Below are 15,598 nucleotides of genomic sequence, written 5' to 3'. Positions count from 1 at the left end.
CCAGCCCTGCACCATGAAGCGCATCCATCTCCACCTGCTCTCGGATTCCACCGGCGAGACGCTGGAAATGATCGCCAAGGCCGCCCTGGCGCAGTTCGAGAACGCCGATGTCGTGCGCCATTTCTGGCCGATGGTCCGCTCGCAGCAGCACCTCGAGAGGATCATTCCCGAACTCACGGCCAATCCGGGCCTGGTGCTGTTCACCCTGGTCAATGCCGAAACCCGTGCCGCCCTGCGCGAGCATTGCCGCCAGCTGTCGCTGCCTGCGGTCGATGCGCTGGACGAGGTGACGGCGGCGCTCGAAGTGCAGCTCGGGCAGGAAGCCCATGGCCGGCCCGGCCGCCAGCACCGCATGGACGAAGCCTATTTCAAGCGGGTCGAGGCGATCCAGTACACCATCGCCCATGACGACGGGGTCGGGTGGGACAATTGGGAAGAGGCCGATATCGTCCTTGCCGGCGTGTCGCGTTCCTCCAAGACCCCGACCAGCATCTATCTCGCCAACCGCGGCTACAAGGTCGCCAATATTCCACTGGTGATCGAAAGCCCGCCGCCGGCCAAGCTGTTCCAGTTGCGCCGCCCCATGGTCGTGGGCCTGACCACTGCGCCCGAACGGCTGGTCCAGGTCCGCCGCAACCGCCTGCTCACGCTCAACGAGACCGCCGAGACCGCCTATGTCGAAATGGACCGGGTGGCGGAAGAGGTGAAGTTCGCCCGCCGGATGTTCGCCGACAACAACTGGCCGGTGATCGATGTGACCCGGCGCTCGATCGAGGAAACCGCCGCCGCCATCATCAAGCTGCACAACGACCGCAACGCCGACAGCAAGCCCGAGGAACGACCGATATGACACTCCTGCTTGCCTCAAAGAGCGCCTCGCGCCGCGCCATGCTCGAAGCTGCGGGCGTGCCCTTCGAAGCGCGCGCCGCGGATATCGACGAGCGCGCGCTGGAAGCGGCGATGGACGGGGCCGATCCCGAGGAAATCGCCCAGGCCCTGGCGGCGGCCAAGGCCGTGGCCGTATCGCAGGCCGACCCGCACCGGCTGGTGCTGGGGAGCGACAGCCTGGTCGAGGTCGACGGCCGCCGTTTCGACAAGCCCGCGAGCCGCGAGCAGGCGGCCAAGCACCTGCGGTTCTTTTCCGGCAAGGTCATGCGCCTGCACAGCGCCGCGGCGCTGGCGGTGGACGGCCGGATCACCTGGATCGACCACGGCCTTGCGACGCTGCATGTGCGCGAACTCTCCGATTCCTTCATCGAAAGCTATCTCGACGCCGAATGGCCCGAAGTTGCCGGCTGCGTGGGCGTGTTCCGGATCGAGGCGCGCGGCGTCCAACTGTTCGAACGCATCATCGGCGACCAGTTCACTGTCCTCGGCATGCCGCTGCTGGCGGTGCTCGAAGCCCTGCGCACTCGCGGAGTGCTGCCTGAATGAGCAGGCCCTATGCAGAGGTGATCGGCGATCCGATCGCGCAGTCGAAGTCGCCCGCGATCCACGGCTTCTGGATCGAGACGCTGGGGCTCGATGCCGGATACCGCGCCTGTCACGTCGCGGCGGGCGAACTGGCGGATTATCTCGCGCGGCGACGGGCAGACACGCAATGGCGCGGGTGCAATGTCACCATGCCGCACAAGCAGGCGATCATCCCGCTGCTCGACAGGCTCGATCCGCTGGCGGCGCTAATCGGCGCGGTCAACACCGTGGTGCGGGCGGCGGACGGCTCGCTGACCGGATACAACACCGATGTCGGCGGGTTCCTCGAACCGCTGCGCGACCATCTCGGGCAGACGCATCTCTTCCGCATGGCGCGGATCCTCGGCACCGGCGGTGCCGCCCGCGCCGTCGTTGCCGGGCTGGCAGGCGAGGGGTTCACCCTGGTGCTCGCCGGTCGCGATCCGGCCAAGGCGCGCGCATTGCTCGACGAACTTGCACCCGGCGGCGAACATCATGCGACGCCGCTCGACCATTTTTCCGGCCCGACCGATTTCGCCTTCGACGACCGCGAGGGCCTGCTCGACCTGGTCGTCAATACCTCCCCCCTCGGCATGACCGGCCAGCCGCCGCTGGCCTTCGACCTGTCGCATGCCCCGCCCGGCGCGATCGTCTATGACATCGTGACGTCGCCGGTCCGCACAGCCTTGCTGGACCGGGCCGATGCCGCCGGATTTGCGACTGTCGACGGGCTGGCGATGCTGATCGGCCAGGCGGCGGAAGCGTTCGAGAAATTCTTCGGCCTCGCTCCCCCGCGGTATCGTGATGCCGAGCTGCGCGAAAGGCTCATGGTATGAAGCGCCCCCTCGTCATCGGCCTGACCGGTTCGATCGGGATGGGCAAGTCGACCGTCGCCGCCATGTTCGAGGCGGCCGGCGTGCCGGTGTTCGATGCCGATGCCGAAGTGCGCGGCATGCAGGGCCCCGAAGGCGAGCTGATCGATGCCATCGAGGCCGCTTTTCCCGGCTCGACCGGGCCGGGGGGTGTCAGGCGCGAGGAACTCGGTGCGAAAGTCTTTGCCGACAAGGCCGCGCTGGCCCGGCTGGAGGCGCTGATCCATCCGGCGGTCGGGCGCAGACGCGCGCGCTTCCTTGCCGACAACGCCGACCGGCCGATGGTGGTGTTCGATATACCGCTCTTGTTCGAAAAGGGCGGGCACGAAGCGGTCGACACGGTCGTGGTCGTGTCCGCACCTGCCGCGGACCAGCGCGCCCGGGTGCTCGCCCGGCCGGGCATGACGAAAGAGAAATTCGAACACATCCTCTCGCTGCAGGTGCCCGATGCCGAAAAGCGCGCCCGGGCCGACCATGTCATCGACACCGGCCGCTCGCTGGCGGAAACCGGGGCCGAGGTCGCCGCCCTCATAGCCCTGCTCACGCGGCAGCAGGGCTAATCAAGGCCTTGCAGACTCGCGCCTTCGCGCCGATAGTATGACCGATGCGTGAAATCGTTTTCGACACGGAAACCACCGGGCTCGACCCCAAGACCGGGGACAGGCTGGTGGAAATCGGATGTGTCGAACTGATGGGCCGGATCCCGACTGGCGAGGTCTTCCACGCCTATTACAACCCCCAGCGCGACATGCCGTCGGCAGCCGAAGAGGTCCACGGCCTTTCCGCAGCCTTCCTGTCCGACAAGCCGCTGTTCGCCGACGGTGCCGAGGCCCTGCTCGATTTCCTCGGCGATGCGCCGCTGGTGGCGCACAATGCCGGGTTCGACTTCGGCTTCCTCAACAACGAGCTGGTGCTGTGCGGGCGCGAGCCGATATCGCTCGACCGGATGGTCGATACCGTCGCCATCGCGCGCAAGAAGCACCCTGGGGCGAAGGCCTCGCTCGATGCGCTGTGCACCCGCTACGGCATCGACCGCAGCCACCGCGTCAAGCACGGCGCGCTGCTCGATGCGGAATTGCTGGCGCAGGTCTATCTCGAACTGCTCGGCGGCCGGCAGATCGGCCTGGTGCTGGATGCCGCGGTCGAACAGGCCGCAGACGATGCCGCCGCGCTTGTCGCAGGGGCGGCCGAGCGGGTGTTCCGCGCCCCGCGCCCGCATGCGCCGAGCGCCGAGGAACTGGCCCGCCATCGGGCGTTTCTCGAAGGAATTACGAGGCCGGTATGGAACGGATAGCGGCCAGCTGATCATCAGTCGGACGAGAAGGAGACAGGCGAGGATGGATATTCGTGTATCGGGTCACCAGATGGATACCGGCGCCGCCCTGCAGCTTCATGCCGCTGACCGCCTCAACGCCATTGTCGACAAGTATTTCAGCCGTGCGCTGAGCTCGCATGTCACCTTCGGCAAGGCACCGGCCGGGGCCTTTGCCTGCGATATCGTCACCCATGTGATGCAGGGCCTCGTGCTGAAGGCGCATGGCCAGGCGCAGGACGCCCACCTTGCGCTCGATGCGGCGGCGGAAAAGATCGACAAGCAGCTGCGCCGCTACAAGCGCCGGATCAAGGATCGGCACGAACAGGCCGACCATGCCATGCGCGAGGAAGAGGCGGCCTATACGATCTTCGTGCCCGAACCCGACGACGTGGAGGAGCTGGAGCCCGAAGGCGCCTTGCCGGTTGTTGCGGAAACCATGGTCGACATTCCCGAAGCGAGCGTCGCCGATGCAGTGATGATGCTGGACCTGCGCGACACGAATGCGCTGTTCTTCAAAAATGCTGGCACCGGCAGGCACAATATGGTTTACCGCCGCCGCGATGGATCGATCGGTTGGGTCGAGCCACGCTGAGCCTGCCGCAAGTGGATTGCGGGGAACCGACAAGCTGTTGAAACAGTTGGGGTTTCGATCGCTCCTCCGCTTGCCGAAAGACCACTCGCATCATGGATTCGCTGTTCCGATTGCTACCCCAGGCGGTGACGACGCTCGCCGCAGCCGGCAAGCAGGATGTCCTGCGCCAGCTGTCGCGTCAGTTTGCCGCCGCCTATGGTTTCGATGCGGATACCGTGCTCGACGGCCTCGAGGAGCGCGAGCGGCTCGGCAGCACCGGCTTCGGTCGCGGCATCGCGATCCCCCATGCGCGGCTGGACGGCATCGGCCGGCCCGCCGTGGTGCTGTTGCGGCTGGCGGAGCCGTGCGATTTCGATGCTGCGGACGGGCTTCCGGTCGACCTTGTCTTCGGCCTGCTTTCGGCAGCCAATGCCGGCGCCACCCACCTGCACGCGCTCGCCGCGATTTCGCGCCTGGTCCGCGACGAGGATACCCATCGCCTCCTTCTGGAAGCACCCGACAGCGATGCACTTTATGCGCTGATCAGCAATGCGGCAGACCGTGACGCAGCCTGACGGCTCCACCGGCGCGGACCTGCACTACCGCGCACTGGAACGACTCTATGCCGCAGCGCCGGTCAACCGGCTGTTCGAATCCCGCCTCCATATCGAGGGTGAAGGCCGGTCGCGGCTGGTCTTCCAGGTCACCGAGGCGAGCTATCATGCCGCCGGGGCCGCGCACGGCACGATCTATTTCAAGATGCTCGACGACGCCGCGTTCTATGCCGCAAACACGCTGGTGACCGATCGCTTCCTGCTGACGACCTCGTTCAATCTCCATTTCACCAAGCCGGTGCGAACCGGCGAGGTCGTCGCCGAAGGGCGCTGGATCAGCGGGCGCCGGCGGGTCTTCGTGGCCGAAGCTAGGCTCGTCGACTTTGAAGGTGAGGAAATCGGTCGCGGGACGGGTACCTTCATGCGCTCGCACATCCCGCTGTCCGGCCTCGCCGGATATGCCGCTTCCAGCGACAATGGCTGATTCGCGGCTTCCCGCCCATCTCGAAGTCTCGGCAATCCTGCGCCTCGCCGAAACGCATGACGGCTTTGCGACCGTGCTTGCCAAAGGCGAACGCGATGCCGGTACAATTGCTCTCGTAACCATAAAAAATGGCGCCGACGCGCAATTTTACGAAAGGTTGCCGCAGGCCGAAGGTGGCCGGTCCTGGGTGCCCGGTCGCTCCCAAGATAATGAAAATCCAGTCGAATTTTCGGATTACGTCAGCCGCAGGGCCCGGCAGGACTCCGATCTCTGGATCGTCGAGGTGGACATCGCGGATCCTGCACGGTTCATCGAATTGCTGCCGCGTTAAGTTGACTTCGCAACTGCACAATTTATTTGCGCCGCCGAACTCCTGGTGCGCAGGCGGTGCGGCGACATTCCGGTTGCCGGGCTAGCACGCAGACGGGGAGTCGCCGGCAGGTCTCGTATTTACCGAACCCGTAACGCAGCATTTGCCTTACCGGTTCCACCTGCGCCGGGCGCGCTCACCGCACATTGATGAACCTAGATGAGTCGCAAGACCCGTTATGCGGGCGTGGCTGCCCTTGCTGTCAGCCTCGCCGCGATTGTTGGCAACACCGAACTCGCCGGTGCCAACGCCCAAGCCACCGAAGCGGTCCCAGCCGCCGAGGTCGGCATCCCGATGGTCGAAGAGACCGTCCCCGAACCCGCCCCGCAGTTCGTATCGCAAGAAGTGGTCCAGCCGCTGCCCGACAGCGACGACAGCGGCGCTGCCGAACAGGCGGAACCCGGCCGGGCGGCAAGCCTTGCCCAGCTCGTTGCGCGCACCGAAGCGCCTGCGCAGCTTTCCCGCCAGCTCGAATGCCTTGCCGGCGCGATCTATTTCGAATCGCGCGGAGAGCCGCTGACAGGTCAGCTTGCCGTTGCGCAGGTGGTGATCAATCGCGCCAGCTCCGGCATTTTCCCGGGCGATTACTGCGGCGTGGTGTTTCAGCCGTCGCAGTTCTCCTTCGTCAAGGGTGGGCGGATGCCGTCCATCGCCCGCGGCTCGACCGCCTGGCAGCAGGCCACCAAGATCGCCCGCATCGCGCACGAGGGCCTGTGGGAAAGCGAAGCGGGCGACGCGCTCTATTTCCATGCGAAATATGTGAAACCGGGCTGGAGCCGCAGCAAGCAAGCCCGCGCGACCATCAGCACGCATATCTTCTACCGTTAAGCCCGCCCCCCTCTCCCGGGGGTAAGGGTCGCAGGGGGCCCCGTCGTCGCAGCAATGCGGCGGCGGGGTCTTCTGTCAACCGGCCGCCGGCATCGCGACTTCGACCCACACCGGGGTATGGTCGCTGGCCTTTTCCCGGCCGCGATAGGGCTTGTCCACGCCGCAGGCGACCAAGCGGTCGGCCAGTTCCGGCGACAACAGGCAGTGGTCGATGCGAAAGCCGTGATCGCGCTGCCACGCCCCGGCCTGGTAATCCCAGTAGGTCCAAACCCCGCCGCGCGGATTGCGGCTGTCGATCGCGTCGGCCCAGCCGTCGCCCAGCAGCCGGCGGTAGGCATCGCGCGATTCGGGCTGCATCAGTGCATCGCTGGCCATGGCTGCGGGCGACCAGACATCCTTGTCTTCCGGGATCACGTTGAAATCCCCCAGCACCACGGCGGGAACCTCTTCCTCCCATATTGCCCGCATCCGGGCGCGAAGCCTTTCCATCCAGACCAGCTTGTAGTCGAACTTGGGGCCGGGGTGGGGATTGCCATTGGGCAGGTAGAGGTTGCAGATGCGCACGCCGTTTACCTCCGCTTCGAGATAGCGTGCCTGTTCTCCCTCGTCCTCCTTGGGCCCGTCGATCCCCAGCCCCCGCTGGACCTCGACCGGCTTTACCCCGTCGGCAAGGATCGCGACGCCGTTGAAGCTTTTCTGCCCGTGCCAGACGGCATGATAGCCGATCTTCTCGAATTCTTCGGCGGGGAAGCCCTCGTCCTGCGTCTTGATTTCCTGCAGGCAGGCGACGGCCGGACGGGTTTCCCCGAGCCATTCGATCAGGCGCGGCAGGCGTGCCTTGATGCCGTTGATGTTGAAAGTGGCAATGCGCATGGCCAGAGCCTTATGGCCTCCGCCCCGCCATGGCCAGAGCGATGAATGGCGCGATGACCGGCGCCTCGATAAGCCAAGGGAGGCCCGGCCCCGCTACCGGATCAGATCCCGAAGCTGGAACCGCATCCGCAACCGGCGACCGCCTGCGGATTTTCGACCTTGAACGCTGCGCCGCCGAGCGATTCGACGAAATCGACAGTGCAACCGGCAACGAGGTCGAGGCTCACCGGATCGACCAGCAGGCTGACCCCGTCGGTTTCGCTCAGCGTATCTTCGCTGGCGGCGCACTCGGCCAGTTCGAACCTGTACTGGAAACCCGAACAGCCGCCCCCGTCGACCGCCAGCCTGAGAATCGCGGGCTTGCCCTGCTTTTCCGCGATCCAGCGCACGCGCGCGGCAGCGGCTTCGGTCAGGACCGGGTTGATGGTGGCGGCTTGTGTCATGCGACCGATGTAGGGTGCCCTGCGCCCGCGCTCAAGCCGTGGTGATGTAGGCGCGCATGGCCTGCGCTTCGTGCTCCACCTCGTCCATGCGCGACTTGACCAGGTCGCCGATCGACACGAACCCGACGAAGGCGCCATTGTCGGTCACCGGCAGGTGGCGGATGCGCCGCCGGGTCATCAGGCCCAGCGCGTCGTCGATCCTGGCGCTTTTTTCGACGGTGATCGGCGGCGCGGTCATGACCTGGGCGACCAGCTTGTCGAGGCAGGCGGTGCCTTCGTCGGCCATGCGGTAGATGACATCGCGTTCGGAAAAGATGCCGACGATCGCACCGTCCTGCATCACCGGCAGGGCGCCGATGCGTTTCCCGGCGAGCAGAGCGATGGCCTCGCGCACCGGCTGGCCCGCATCGATGCTGATGATATCCGACGGGCTGCGCCCGGCGATGAGCTGCGCGACTTCCATGGGAACCTCCTTCCGCTAGGGCGGCAGGATGCCACGGATCGCCCCGTTTGGCGAATCCGCCGCTTTACTGTCGCGGGCAACGGGTTCAGGAGGCACCCATGGTTGGCAAGTCCCCCCTCGACGATCCGGAAAACGCGGCCTTCGCCTGGGCGCGGTACAAACGGCTGATGCGGTTCATGTTCCTGGCGACGGTGGCCGTCGTGGTGATCGCGCTGGCGCTGCTCTACACGCAGAACGACGACGTCTCGCCGCATTTCTTTATCGCGGTGGGCCTGGGGATCGGCTTTTCCATGATGCTGATGAGCGCGCTGATGGGCCTCGTGTTCCTTTCGAACGGGACGGGCCACGACGAATCGGTCGATAACCGCCTGCCCCGCTCGGACGAGGACTGAGGCGCGGACTTCAGCCTTCGGGTGGCTTCAGGCGGAACCGTTCGACCGGCTCGCCGCCGATCAGGTGCTGCTGGATGATCGCCTCCAGCGTCTCTTCGTCACACGAATGGTACCAGACACCGTCCGGCCATACGACTGCGACCGGCCCGGCAGCGCACACTTGCAGGCAATCGGCCTTCGTCCGCTGGAGCCCGTAGGTCTCGGCCAGGTCCAATTCCCTGAAGCGGCGCTTGAGATATTTCCAGGCGCGCTCGCCGTCCTCGCGCTTGCAGCACTTCTGCTTCTCGCTCAGCGCGCACAGGAAGATATGGCGCCGCAGCCGGTCGCCGCCGATGTAGCCGAAGGCCGTGCGAGCCTTTTCCAGCTCGCGCACGGATGTCACTCGCCGGTTCCCCCGTCCCCATCGGCTGCGTCGGGCTTCAGCCAGCGCTCCAGCCAGGCGAACACGGTGTCATGCCACTGCAGCGAGTTCTTCGCCCCCAGCACCCAGTGGTTCTCGGTCGGGAAGACCAGCAACTGGGCGGGAATGTCCCTTTCCTGCAGCACGGTGAAGGCGCCGAGCCCCTGCGTGTAGGGCACGCGGAAGTCCTTCTCGCCCAGCACCACCAGCATCGGCGTCTTCCACCTGTCGATGTGGTTCACCGGGTTCCATTTCTCGTAGGTTTCGGCCGCCTCGGCATAGGAGCCGCCGAAGTCCCAGCGCGGGAACCACTTTTCCTCGGTCGAGAAGTAGAACGCGCGGTTGTCGAACAGGCCATTGTGGTTGACGAGGCAGTCGAAGCGGTCGGGCCACTGGCCGGCGATCCAGTTGATCATGTAGCCGCCGTAGCTTGCGCCCATGGCACAGGCCCTGTCGCCGTCGATCTGCGGATCGAGCTCCAGCGCCGCGGCGAGGCCTTTCTGCAGGTCCTCCAGCGGCTTGCCGCCCCAATCCTTGCCGATGGCATCGGTAAAGGCCTGGCCGTATCCCGTGCTGCCGTGGAAATCGACCGAGATGACGGCATAGCCCTGGCTGGCCAGCACGCGCGGGTTCCAGCGGCTCGACCAGGCGTCGTTGAAGGAACCCTGCGGCCCACCGTGGATGTAGAGGATGGCGGGCATGGTGCCCTGCACGCCGTCGAGCTTGGTGATCTGCCCCCAGACGGTGGCGCCGCCCGCCCCGGCAAAGCTGAAGCGCGTGGTGACGGTCGCCGCCATCGCGCCGACCTTGGGCGAAGCGACCTGCGTCAGCGGCTTCGCCTGCTGCCACTTCACGGAAAGGAACAGCTCGGCCGGTGCCCCGATGGAATCGCGCGTGAACAGCAGGCGCCCGCCGCTCAGGGGCACGACATTGGCGATATGCGCCTCGTTGCCGGCCATCAGGTCGAGCTTATCGATACGGCCGCTCACGGGGTCGATCCGGAAGGCCGGAGTGTCGAGCACGTCCTGCGCGGTGGCGACGATCCATTTCGAATCGGGCGTCCAGGCGAGCGAGCCGAAGCTGCGGTCGAAATCCTGCGTCAACGCGCGGACCCGGCCCGTGCGCAGGTCGCGCAGCATGATGCGCTGGCGATCGGCTTCGTAGGTCGGCCGTTCCATCGCCAGCCATGCGAGCCAGCGGCCGTCGGGCGAAACCGCCGGAGTGGTGTCGGTCGCCGCATTGTCGGCTGTGAGGTTTTCCGGTGCGCCGCCATCCGCCTTCGAGCGCCAGATGTCGAGATTGGTGGAATAGGGTTCCGCCGCGTCGGCCTTGCGGGCAGTGAAGAACACCGACCTGCCGTCGGCGGCCCAGGCGATCTCTTCAGACCCGCCGAATGGCTTGGTCGGCACGTCGCCGGTCAGCGATCCCGGCTCCCCTGCCGGCCCGTCGATTGCGGTGCCGAGGTCCGCGGCCTTGCCGCCCGACAGCCGGACGACGAAGGCGCGGTTGTAGGTTCCCGGCGTCTCCCATTCGTCCCAGTGGCGCACGAAACCGTCCGACCCCTCGTAGAGCCGGCCATTGCCCGGCCCCGGCAGGTGCCGCTCGCCCGTAGCGGTGCAGGCGAGCGTCGGGCAGCTGCGCGGGACCGATGCCCATACGGTCACCGCATCGCCCTTGGGCGAGAGGGCGAAGCCGTCGAGCGCGGTGCCGGTGTCGGTGACCTGTCCGATCTCTGCCGTGCTGCCATCGGCCGCGACCCTGGCCCGCCAGATCTCGCTCACGCCTTCCGCGTCCGTGCTGCCCTGATCGGGCCGGTCGGAGAGGAAATAGAGATACCCGTCGGGGCCGAAGGCGAGGCTCGAGGCCGGGCCGCCCAGGTCGAGGCGCACAGGCGCCGCATCCATGACCGCGAGGCTGCGGATGTAGTGCTCGCTGCGGCGTGCCAGCGTTTCCGGATCGGTCAGGGTGACGGAATAGATCGCGAAGCTGCCGTCGGGCGACGCGACCGGTGCGCCCAGCCGCGGCATGGTCACCAGGTCGCGCGCGGTCATCGGTGCGGCGGGGCCGGTCGCGGCCTGCTGGGCCAGGAGCGGTGTCGAAAGCGAAGTCGCGAGGCCCAATGCGAAGATCGGCGCCAGCGCAGTCCCGAGATATCTTGTCATGGCGCGCGGGTCTAAGCCCTCGGCGCCTGCCTGCAAGGGTTTTTACGGGGGCGGAGCGGGCCTTAGCCCTTCTTCCCCGCGATTCGGGCAATCTCGTCGCGCACCATCCGCTCCACCATCGGCGGCAGGTTGGTGTCGAGCCACTGGCCGAGCATCGGGCGCAGCATTTCGCGCACGAGCCCTTCGAGCGAGGTTTCGCCGGAGCGGACGATCTGCGGCCTTGCGCCGGGTTCGGCCAGCATGGCCAGCGCGGCCAGGTTGTCGCGCATCGATTCGCGGGCGGCTTCGGTCACCAGCGGTTCGCCCTCAACATCGTCGTCGCCTTCTGCTTCGGCGCCCGCATCGGATACGTCGGCCACCATCGCCCCGGCGTCGAGTTCGAGGACTTCCTCTTCGGCATCGTCGAGATCGGCCGGCCCCTCCGGCTCGGACGGGATATCGCGCCGCCGGCGAGCCTCGAGAGCCCCCTCGCGGTTGTCGCGCGCGATCACTTTCTTGATCGATTCGAGAATTTCCTCGACCGAAGCTTCGCCCTGCTGGCGCATGCCATTCCCCCCTGCGACCGGCCATCAAGCGCCGGTATTGACCCTATTGCCGCGGCAAGACAGCCGCTTCGGCCGGAATCTCCGCATTTGCCGGGGGAATGTCAACCGTTCTCGTTGACGTCACGGCAGCATCGTCGGGCCGGTCCCAGTCCCAGATGCGTCCATTGACGCTCTCGTAATTGGCGACGGGGTCGTACAGGGCCCCGCCGTCGAGCCCGAGATCGCGCGCCTCGGCCTTGCCCATGGCGGCCAGCAGCGAGAAGCCCGCAACATAGGCGTTGCGCCGCGCCGTCACCAATTGCGCCCGTGCCTGCAGCAGTTCCTGTTCGGCATTGAGCACGTCGAGGATGGTGCGATTGCCGATCGAATTTTCCGCCCGCACGCCCTCGAGGCCAAGCTCGGCCGCCTCGACCGCCAGCTGCGAGCTCTCGATCACCTGCAACGATGCCTGGTAGCTCGAAAACGCCGCCCGGGTCTGGGCGATGACGTCGCGTTCGGCGGCGATCACCTGCTCGAGCGCCGCCGTCTCGCGTTCGGCCGCCTGCCTCTGCCGTGCGGCGGGCAGCCCGCCCTGGAACAGCGGGATCGAGAACCTGACGCCGGTACTGGCCGTGGTCTCGGTCTGCGACAGGCCGGGCGCGCCGCCTGCAAGGGTGCCGAAATAGTCGTTGTAGTCGAGCCCGGCGAAGACCGACACGCTCGGCAGCCTGCCCGCCCCTGCCACTTCGGTATCGAACCCGGCGGCCTCGGCCCGCTCGCGCGCGGCCAGCAGGTCGGGATTGTTCTCGAGCGCGACCTGCTCGGCGACCGCCGCATCGGACGGCAATCCCGGCAGGGGCGGTGGCGGTTCGAGATTGTCGGGGGCGGAACCGACCAGCTGGATATAGGTCTCGCGCGCCTGGATGAGGTTCGCCTGCGCCCCGCGCAGGTCGGCCGTGGCAAGGGCCAGGCGCGATTCGGACTGCGCCACGTCGGTGCGCGTCAGGTCGCCGATCTCGAAACGGTCGCGCGCGGCCTGCAGGTTGACCCCGAGCACTTCGACCTGGTTGCCGCTCAGCGAAACCAGCGCCTGGTTGCGCAGCACGTCCATGTAAGCGGCGACGACCTGGCTGAAGATCGCCGATTCGGTCCCTCTCAGGTTCGCCCGCCCGGCGGCGACGCGTTCCTTGGCGGCGGCGATGCCGTTCTTGACCGCTCCGCCCGAATAGAGCGGCACAGTGAGGTCGGGGCCGATGCTGAACACCCGCTCGGTCGGGGCAAAGGCATTGGGGGACGGCTTGACGAACTCGACATACTGGCCCGTCGCGGTGACCGACGGCAGGCCCTGGGCGCGTTGGATGTTCGGATTTTCATCCTCGGCGCGTTGCTGCGCCCGGGCGGCCGCCAGCGTCGGGTTGGTGTTGTAGGCTTCGACCAGCGCCTCGCGCAAGGTATCGGCCTCGGCCGGGGCCGACGCCAGCAGCGCCGCACCCGCCAGCCAGGCGGCTTTCGCTTTGGCGGGCCGCGTCATGGTCAGAAGCTCCACTCCTTCGGCGCATCGAAGGCGGCGAGGCGCGGCAGGGCGATGTCCTCGACCACGCGGAAGGCGATATCCTTGCCGGACGGCCGGCCGATCGCCAGGCGGGCTACCCCCTTGTCGAGCAGGCCGGTCACGACGCGGCCCCCTTGCGCCACGCGCCTGGCAAGCGCAGCGGGAATGCGTTCGACGGCGCCGTCGACGATGACGAGGTCGTAGCTGCTGCCCGCCTTGCCACCCGGCTTGCCGCCTGCCGCATCGGCCACGGAGACACGCTCGCACGTGCCCGCCAAGGGCGCGACCAAGGCGCCGAGGTAGCCGTTGCCATTGTCCACCACCAGCACCCGCTCGTCCATTTCGGGGCGGGCCAGCATCAGCAGCTTGCCGTGGGCGACCGGCTGGGCCAGCGTGCCGCCGCCGGGCAGCGGGATGGCGCGATCCATGTAGCAATAGCCGCGCGCTTCTGCGGGCACGAAATCCTCGCGCGGGACAGCGCCCATGCGGGTCAGCACGAAGGCCTCGTTGACGCCGGAGGTGCGCAACTGGCTGTCCAGCATGGCCTTGCGGGCGGCGGCGAAATCCAGCGGTCGGGCAGCAGTGTCGATCATGGTACCTCGTTGTGCCAACTGTATTACACCAACAATACAGCTCGTCAATTGCCGCTTTAGAGACTGACGCCGGATGCGCCAAGCGCTTTGACGCAGCGCGCTCCGTGCGACTAAAGGCCTAGCGCGCCGCGCGCCGAATGGCGCGGCGGTTCTACGGAAAGGAGTATGGCTTCGATGAGCGACATGACGGTTATCCGGGAGGAGGACCTGATCGAAAGCGTGGCCGATGCGCTGCAGTTCATCTCCTACTACCACCCGATGGACTACATCCGCGCGCTGGGCGAAGCCTACAAGGCGGAGCAGGGCCCGGCGGCAAAGGACGCGATCGCGCAGATCCTCACCAACAGCCGGATGTGCGCCGAAGGCCACCGGCCGATCTGCCAGGATACCGGCATCGTCAACGTCTTCGTCAAATGGGGCCAGGACTGCCGCCTCGATTCGAAGCTGAGCCTGCAGGACGTCGTCGATGAAGGCGTCCGCCGCGCCTACAACCATCCCGAAAACAAGCTGCGCGCCTCGATCCTCGCCGACCCGGCCTTCACCCGCCGCAACACCCGCGACAACACGCCTTGCGTGCTGAGCGTCGAGATGGTGCCCGGCAACACGGTCTCCATCGATGTCGCGGCCAAGGGCGGCGGCAGCGAGAACAAGTCCAAGTTCAAGATGATGAACCCGAGCGACAATATCGTCGACTGGGTGGTCGAGCAGATCCCTTCGATGGGCGCCGGCTGGTGCCCGCCGGGCATGCTCGGCATCGGCATCGGCGGCACGGCGGAACACTGCATGAAGCTCGCCAAGCTCTCGCTAATGGAACCGATCGACATGGCGCAGCTCAAGGCGCGCGGGGCGCAGACCGATCTCGAACAGCTTCGGATCGACATTTTCGACGCGGTCAATGCGCAAGGGGTCGGCGCTCAGGGGCTGGGCGGGCTCTCGACCGTGCTCGACGTCAAGATCCTCGATGCGCCCTGCCACGCGGCGGGCAAGCCCATCGCGATGATCCCCAATTGCGCCGCCACCCGCCATGCGCACTTTACCCTCGACGGCAGCGGCCCGGCCTATCTCGAGCAGCCCGACCTGTCGCAATGGCCCGATGTCCACTGGGAACCCGATGCCGCCGCGAAGCGCGTCGATCTCGACCACCTGACGCAGGAAGAGGTCAACAGCTGGGAATATGGCGACCGGTTGCTGCTCTCGGGCAGGATGTTGACAGGGCGCGATGCGGCGCACAAGCGCATCCAGGACATGCTGGCCAAGGGCGAGGAGCTGCCGTGCAGCTTTGCAGGGCGCGCGATCTACTACGTCGGCCCGGTCGATCCGGTGATGGGTGAAGTGGTTGGCCCGGCCGGCCCTACCACCGCCACCCGGATGGACAAGTTCACCGAGATGATGCTGGACCTCGGCCTCCTCGCCATGATCGGCAAGGCCGAACGCGGCGCCAACGCGGTCGAGGTCATCAGCCGCTACAAGGTGGCCTACCTGATGGCGACCGGCGGCGCGGCGTACCTTGTGGCGCGGGCGATCAAGGAGTCGAAAGTCGTCGCCTTCGAGGATCTCGGCATGGAGGCGATCTACGAGTTCACCGTCAAGGATATGCCGGTGACGGTAGCGGTCGACGCGCGCGGCAACAATGTCCATACGCTGGCCCCGGCGGCATGGAAGAAGCGCATCGCGGAAGAGCACCTGCTCGGCTGACGGCCAGACCGCCGATGACGCTCGACCAAGTGCCGAGTCGGTCCGACAACGGGGC

20 protein-coding genes are annotated in these 15,598 nt (G+C 66.8%); 12 read left to right on the top strand and 8 right to left on the bottom strand.

Annotation, left to right across the window (positions count from 1 at the left end; genetic code table 11):
* The first annotated feature begins 13 nt into the window (after positions 1-13).
* The 10 genes from WAB17_RS06095 (at position 14) to WAB17_RS06050 (ending at position 6,446) form a co-directional block, all read left to right on the top strand.
* Positions 14-850, top strand: coding sequence for a pyruvate, water dikinase regulatory protein (locus WAB17_RS06095; RefSeq protein WP_435419123.1), 837 nt, complete (start codon positions 14-16; stop codon positions 848-850).
* Positions 847-1,434, top strand: a complete 588-nt coding sequence (locus tag WAB17_RS06090; protein WP_435419122.1) for a Maf family protein — start codon at positions 847-849, stop codon at positions 1,432-1,434. The genes WAB17_RS06095 and WAB17_RS06090 overlap by 4 nt, the downstream gene beginning before the upstream one ends.
* Positions 1,431-2,288 (top strand): shikimate dehydrogenase family protein, encoded by an 858-nt coding sequence (locus tag WAB17_RS06085; RefSeq protein ID WP_435419121.1) that lies wholly within the window; start codon positions 1,431-1,433, stop codon positions 2,286-2,288. Before WAB17_RS06090 ends, WAB17_RS06085 begins: the two co-directional genes overlap by 4 nt.
* Positions 2,285-2,884: a dephospho-CoA kinase gene (coaE, locus tag WAB17_RS06080; RefSeq protein WP_435419120.1), complete on the top strand. Its 600-nt coding sequence runs from the start codon at positions 2,285-2,287 to the stop codon at positions 2,882-2,884. Before WAB17_RS06085 ends, coaE begins: the two co-directional genes overlap by 4 nt.
* Before the next feature lie 44 nt (positions 2,885-2,928).
* A complete protein-coding gene (gene dnaQ / locus WAB17_RS06075) occupies positions 2,929-3,618 on the top strand; it encodes a DNA polymerase III subunit epsilon (RefSeq protein WP_435419119.1) in 690 nt (229 codons plus the stop codon).
* Between the two features lie 43 nt (positions 3,619-3,661).
* The gene (hpf, locus tag WAB17_RS06070) at positions 3,662-4,231 is read left to right on the top strand and encodes a ribosome hibernation-promoting factor, HPF/YfiA family (protein ID WP_435419118.1); all 570 of its coding nucleotides are present in this window, start codon (positions 3,662-3,664) and stop codon (positions 4,229-4,231) included.
* 92 nt (positions 4,232-4,323) lie between these two features.
* Positions 4,324-4,785 (top strand): PTS sugar transporter subunit IIA, encoded by a 462-nt coding sequence (locus WAB17_RS06065; RefSeq protein WP_435419117.1) that lies wholly within the window; start codon positions 4,324-4,326, stop codon positions 4,783-4,785.
* Positions 4,760-5,248, top strand: coding sequence for a PaaI family thioesterase (locus WAB17_RS06060; protein WP_435419116.1), 489 nt, complete (start codon positions 4,760-4,762; stop codon positions 5,246-5,248). Before WAB17_RS06065 ends, WAB17_RS06060 begins: the two co-directional genes overlap by 26 nt.
* Positions 5,241-5,579 (top strand): DUF1491 family protein, encoded by a 339-nt coding sequence (locus WAB17_RS06055; RefSeq protein ID WP_435419115.1) that lies wholly within the window; start codon positions 5,241-5,243, stop codon positions 5,577-5,579. The genes WAB17_RS06060 and WAB17_RS06055 overlap by 8 nt, the downstream gene beginning before the upstream one ends.
* A 198-nt stretch (positions 5,580-5,777) precedes the next feature.
* Positions 5,778-6,446 (top strand): cell wall hydrolase, encoded by a 669-nt coding sequence (locus WAB17_RS06050; RefSeq protein ID WP_435419114.1) that lies wholly within the window; start codon positions 5,778-5,780, stop codon positions 6,444-6,446.
* A gap of 75 nt (positions 6,447-6,521) precedes the next feature.
* Here WAB17_RS06050 and xth read toward each other — a convergent pair whose 3' ends face one another.
* The 3 genes from xth to WAB17_RS06035 form a co-directional block, all read right to left on the bottom strand.
* On the bottom strand, positions 6,522-7,319 hold the full coding sequence (gene xth, locus WAB17_RS06045) for an exodeoxyribonuclease III (RefSeq protein WP_435419113.1): 798 nt from the start codon (positions 7,317-7,319) through the stop codon (positions 6,522-6,524).
* 101 nt (positions 7,320-7,420) lie between these two features.
* The gene (locus WAB17_RS06040) at positions 7,421-7,762 is read right to left on the bottom strand and encodes a HesB/IscA family protein (protein ID WP_435419112.1); all 342 of its coding nucleotides are present in this window, start codon (positions 7,760-7,762) and stop codon (positions 7,421-7,423) included.
* 31 nt (positions 7,763-7,793) lie between these two features.
* Entirely contained in the window at positions 7,794-8,225 is a 432-nt protein-coding gene (locus WAB17_RS06035) for a CBS domain-containing protein (RefSeq protein ID WP_435419111.1), read from the bottom strand.
* Between the two features lie 98 nt (positions 8,226-8,323).
* Here WAB17_RS06035 and WAB17_RS06030 point away from each other — a divergent pair, with 98 nt between their 5' ends.
* Entirely contained in the window at positions 8,324-8,617 is a 294-nt protein-coding gene (locus tag WAB17_RS06030) for an Rnf-Nqr domain containing protein (RefSeq protein ID WP_435419110.1), read from the top strand.
* Between the two features lie 10 nt (positions 8,618-8,627).
* Here WAB17_RS06030 and WAB17_RS06025 read toward each other — a convergent pair whose 3' ends face one another.
* The 5 genes from WAB17_RS06025 to WAB17_RS06005 all read right to left on the bottom strand — a co-directional run bounded on the left by WAB17_RS06025 (position 8,628) and on the right by WAB17_RS06005 (position 13,848).
* Positions 8,628-8,999, bottom strand: a complete 372-nt coding sequence (locus WAB17_RS06025) for a (2Fe-2S) ferredoxin domain-containing protein (protein WP_435419109.1) — start codon at positions 8,997-8,999, stop codon at positions 8,628-8,630.
* A complete protein-coding gene (locus WAB17_RS06020; RefSeq protein WP_435419108.1) occupies positions 8,996-11,179 on the bottom strand; it encodes a prolyl oligopeptidase family serine peptidase in 2,184 nt (727 codons plus the stop codon). Before WAB17_RS06020 ends, WAB17_RS06025 begins: the two co-directional genes overlap by 4 nt.
* Before the next feature lie 62 nt (positions 11,180-11,241).
* Entirely contained in the window at positions 11,242-11,724 is a 483-nt protein-coding gene (locus WAB17_RS06015; protein WP_435419107.1) for a DUF2497 domain-containing protein, read from the bottom strand.
* Positions 11,725-11,767: 43 nt separating this feature from the next.
* Positions 11,768-13,234, bottom strand: coding sequence for a TolC family outer membrane protein (locus WAB17_RS06010; protein ID WP_435419106.1), 1,467 nt, complete (start codon positions 13,232-13,234; stop codon positions 11,768-11,770).
* A 2-nt stretch (positions 13,235-13,236) separates the two neighbouring features.
* Entirely contained in the window at positions 13,237-13,848 is a 612-nt protein-coding gene (locus WAB17_RS06005; RefSeq protein ID WP_435419105.1) for a protein-L-isoaspartate O-methyltransferase family protein, read from the bottom strand.
* 183 nt (positions 13,849-14,031) lie between these two features.
* On the opposite strand from WAB17_RS06005, the gene WAB17_RS06000 reads away from it, so the two are divergent.
* Positions 14,032-15,543, top strand: coding sequence for a fumarate hydratase (locus WAB17_RS06000; RefSeq protein WP_435419342.1), 1,512 nt, complete (start codon positions 14,032-14,034; stop codon positions 15,541-15,543).
* Positions 15,544-15,598: the final 55 nt, after the last annotated feature.

This window comes from Parerythrobacter aurantius (assembly GCF_045291475.1).
Taxonomy (GTDB): Bacteria; Pseudomonadota; Alphaproteobacteria; order Sphingomonadales; family Sphingomonadaceae; genus Parerythrobacter; species Parerythrobacter aurantius.
The sequence above is the reverse complement of the archived record's forward strand: the minus strand, read 5'-3'. Positions and strand labels throughout refer to the sequence as shown.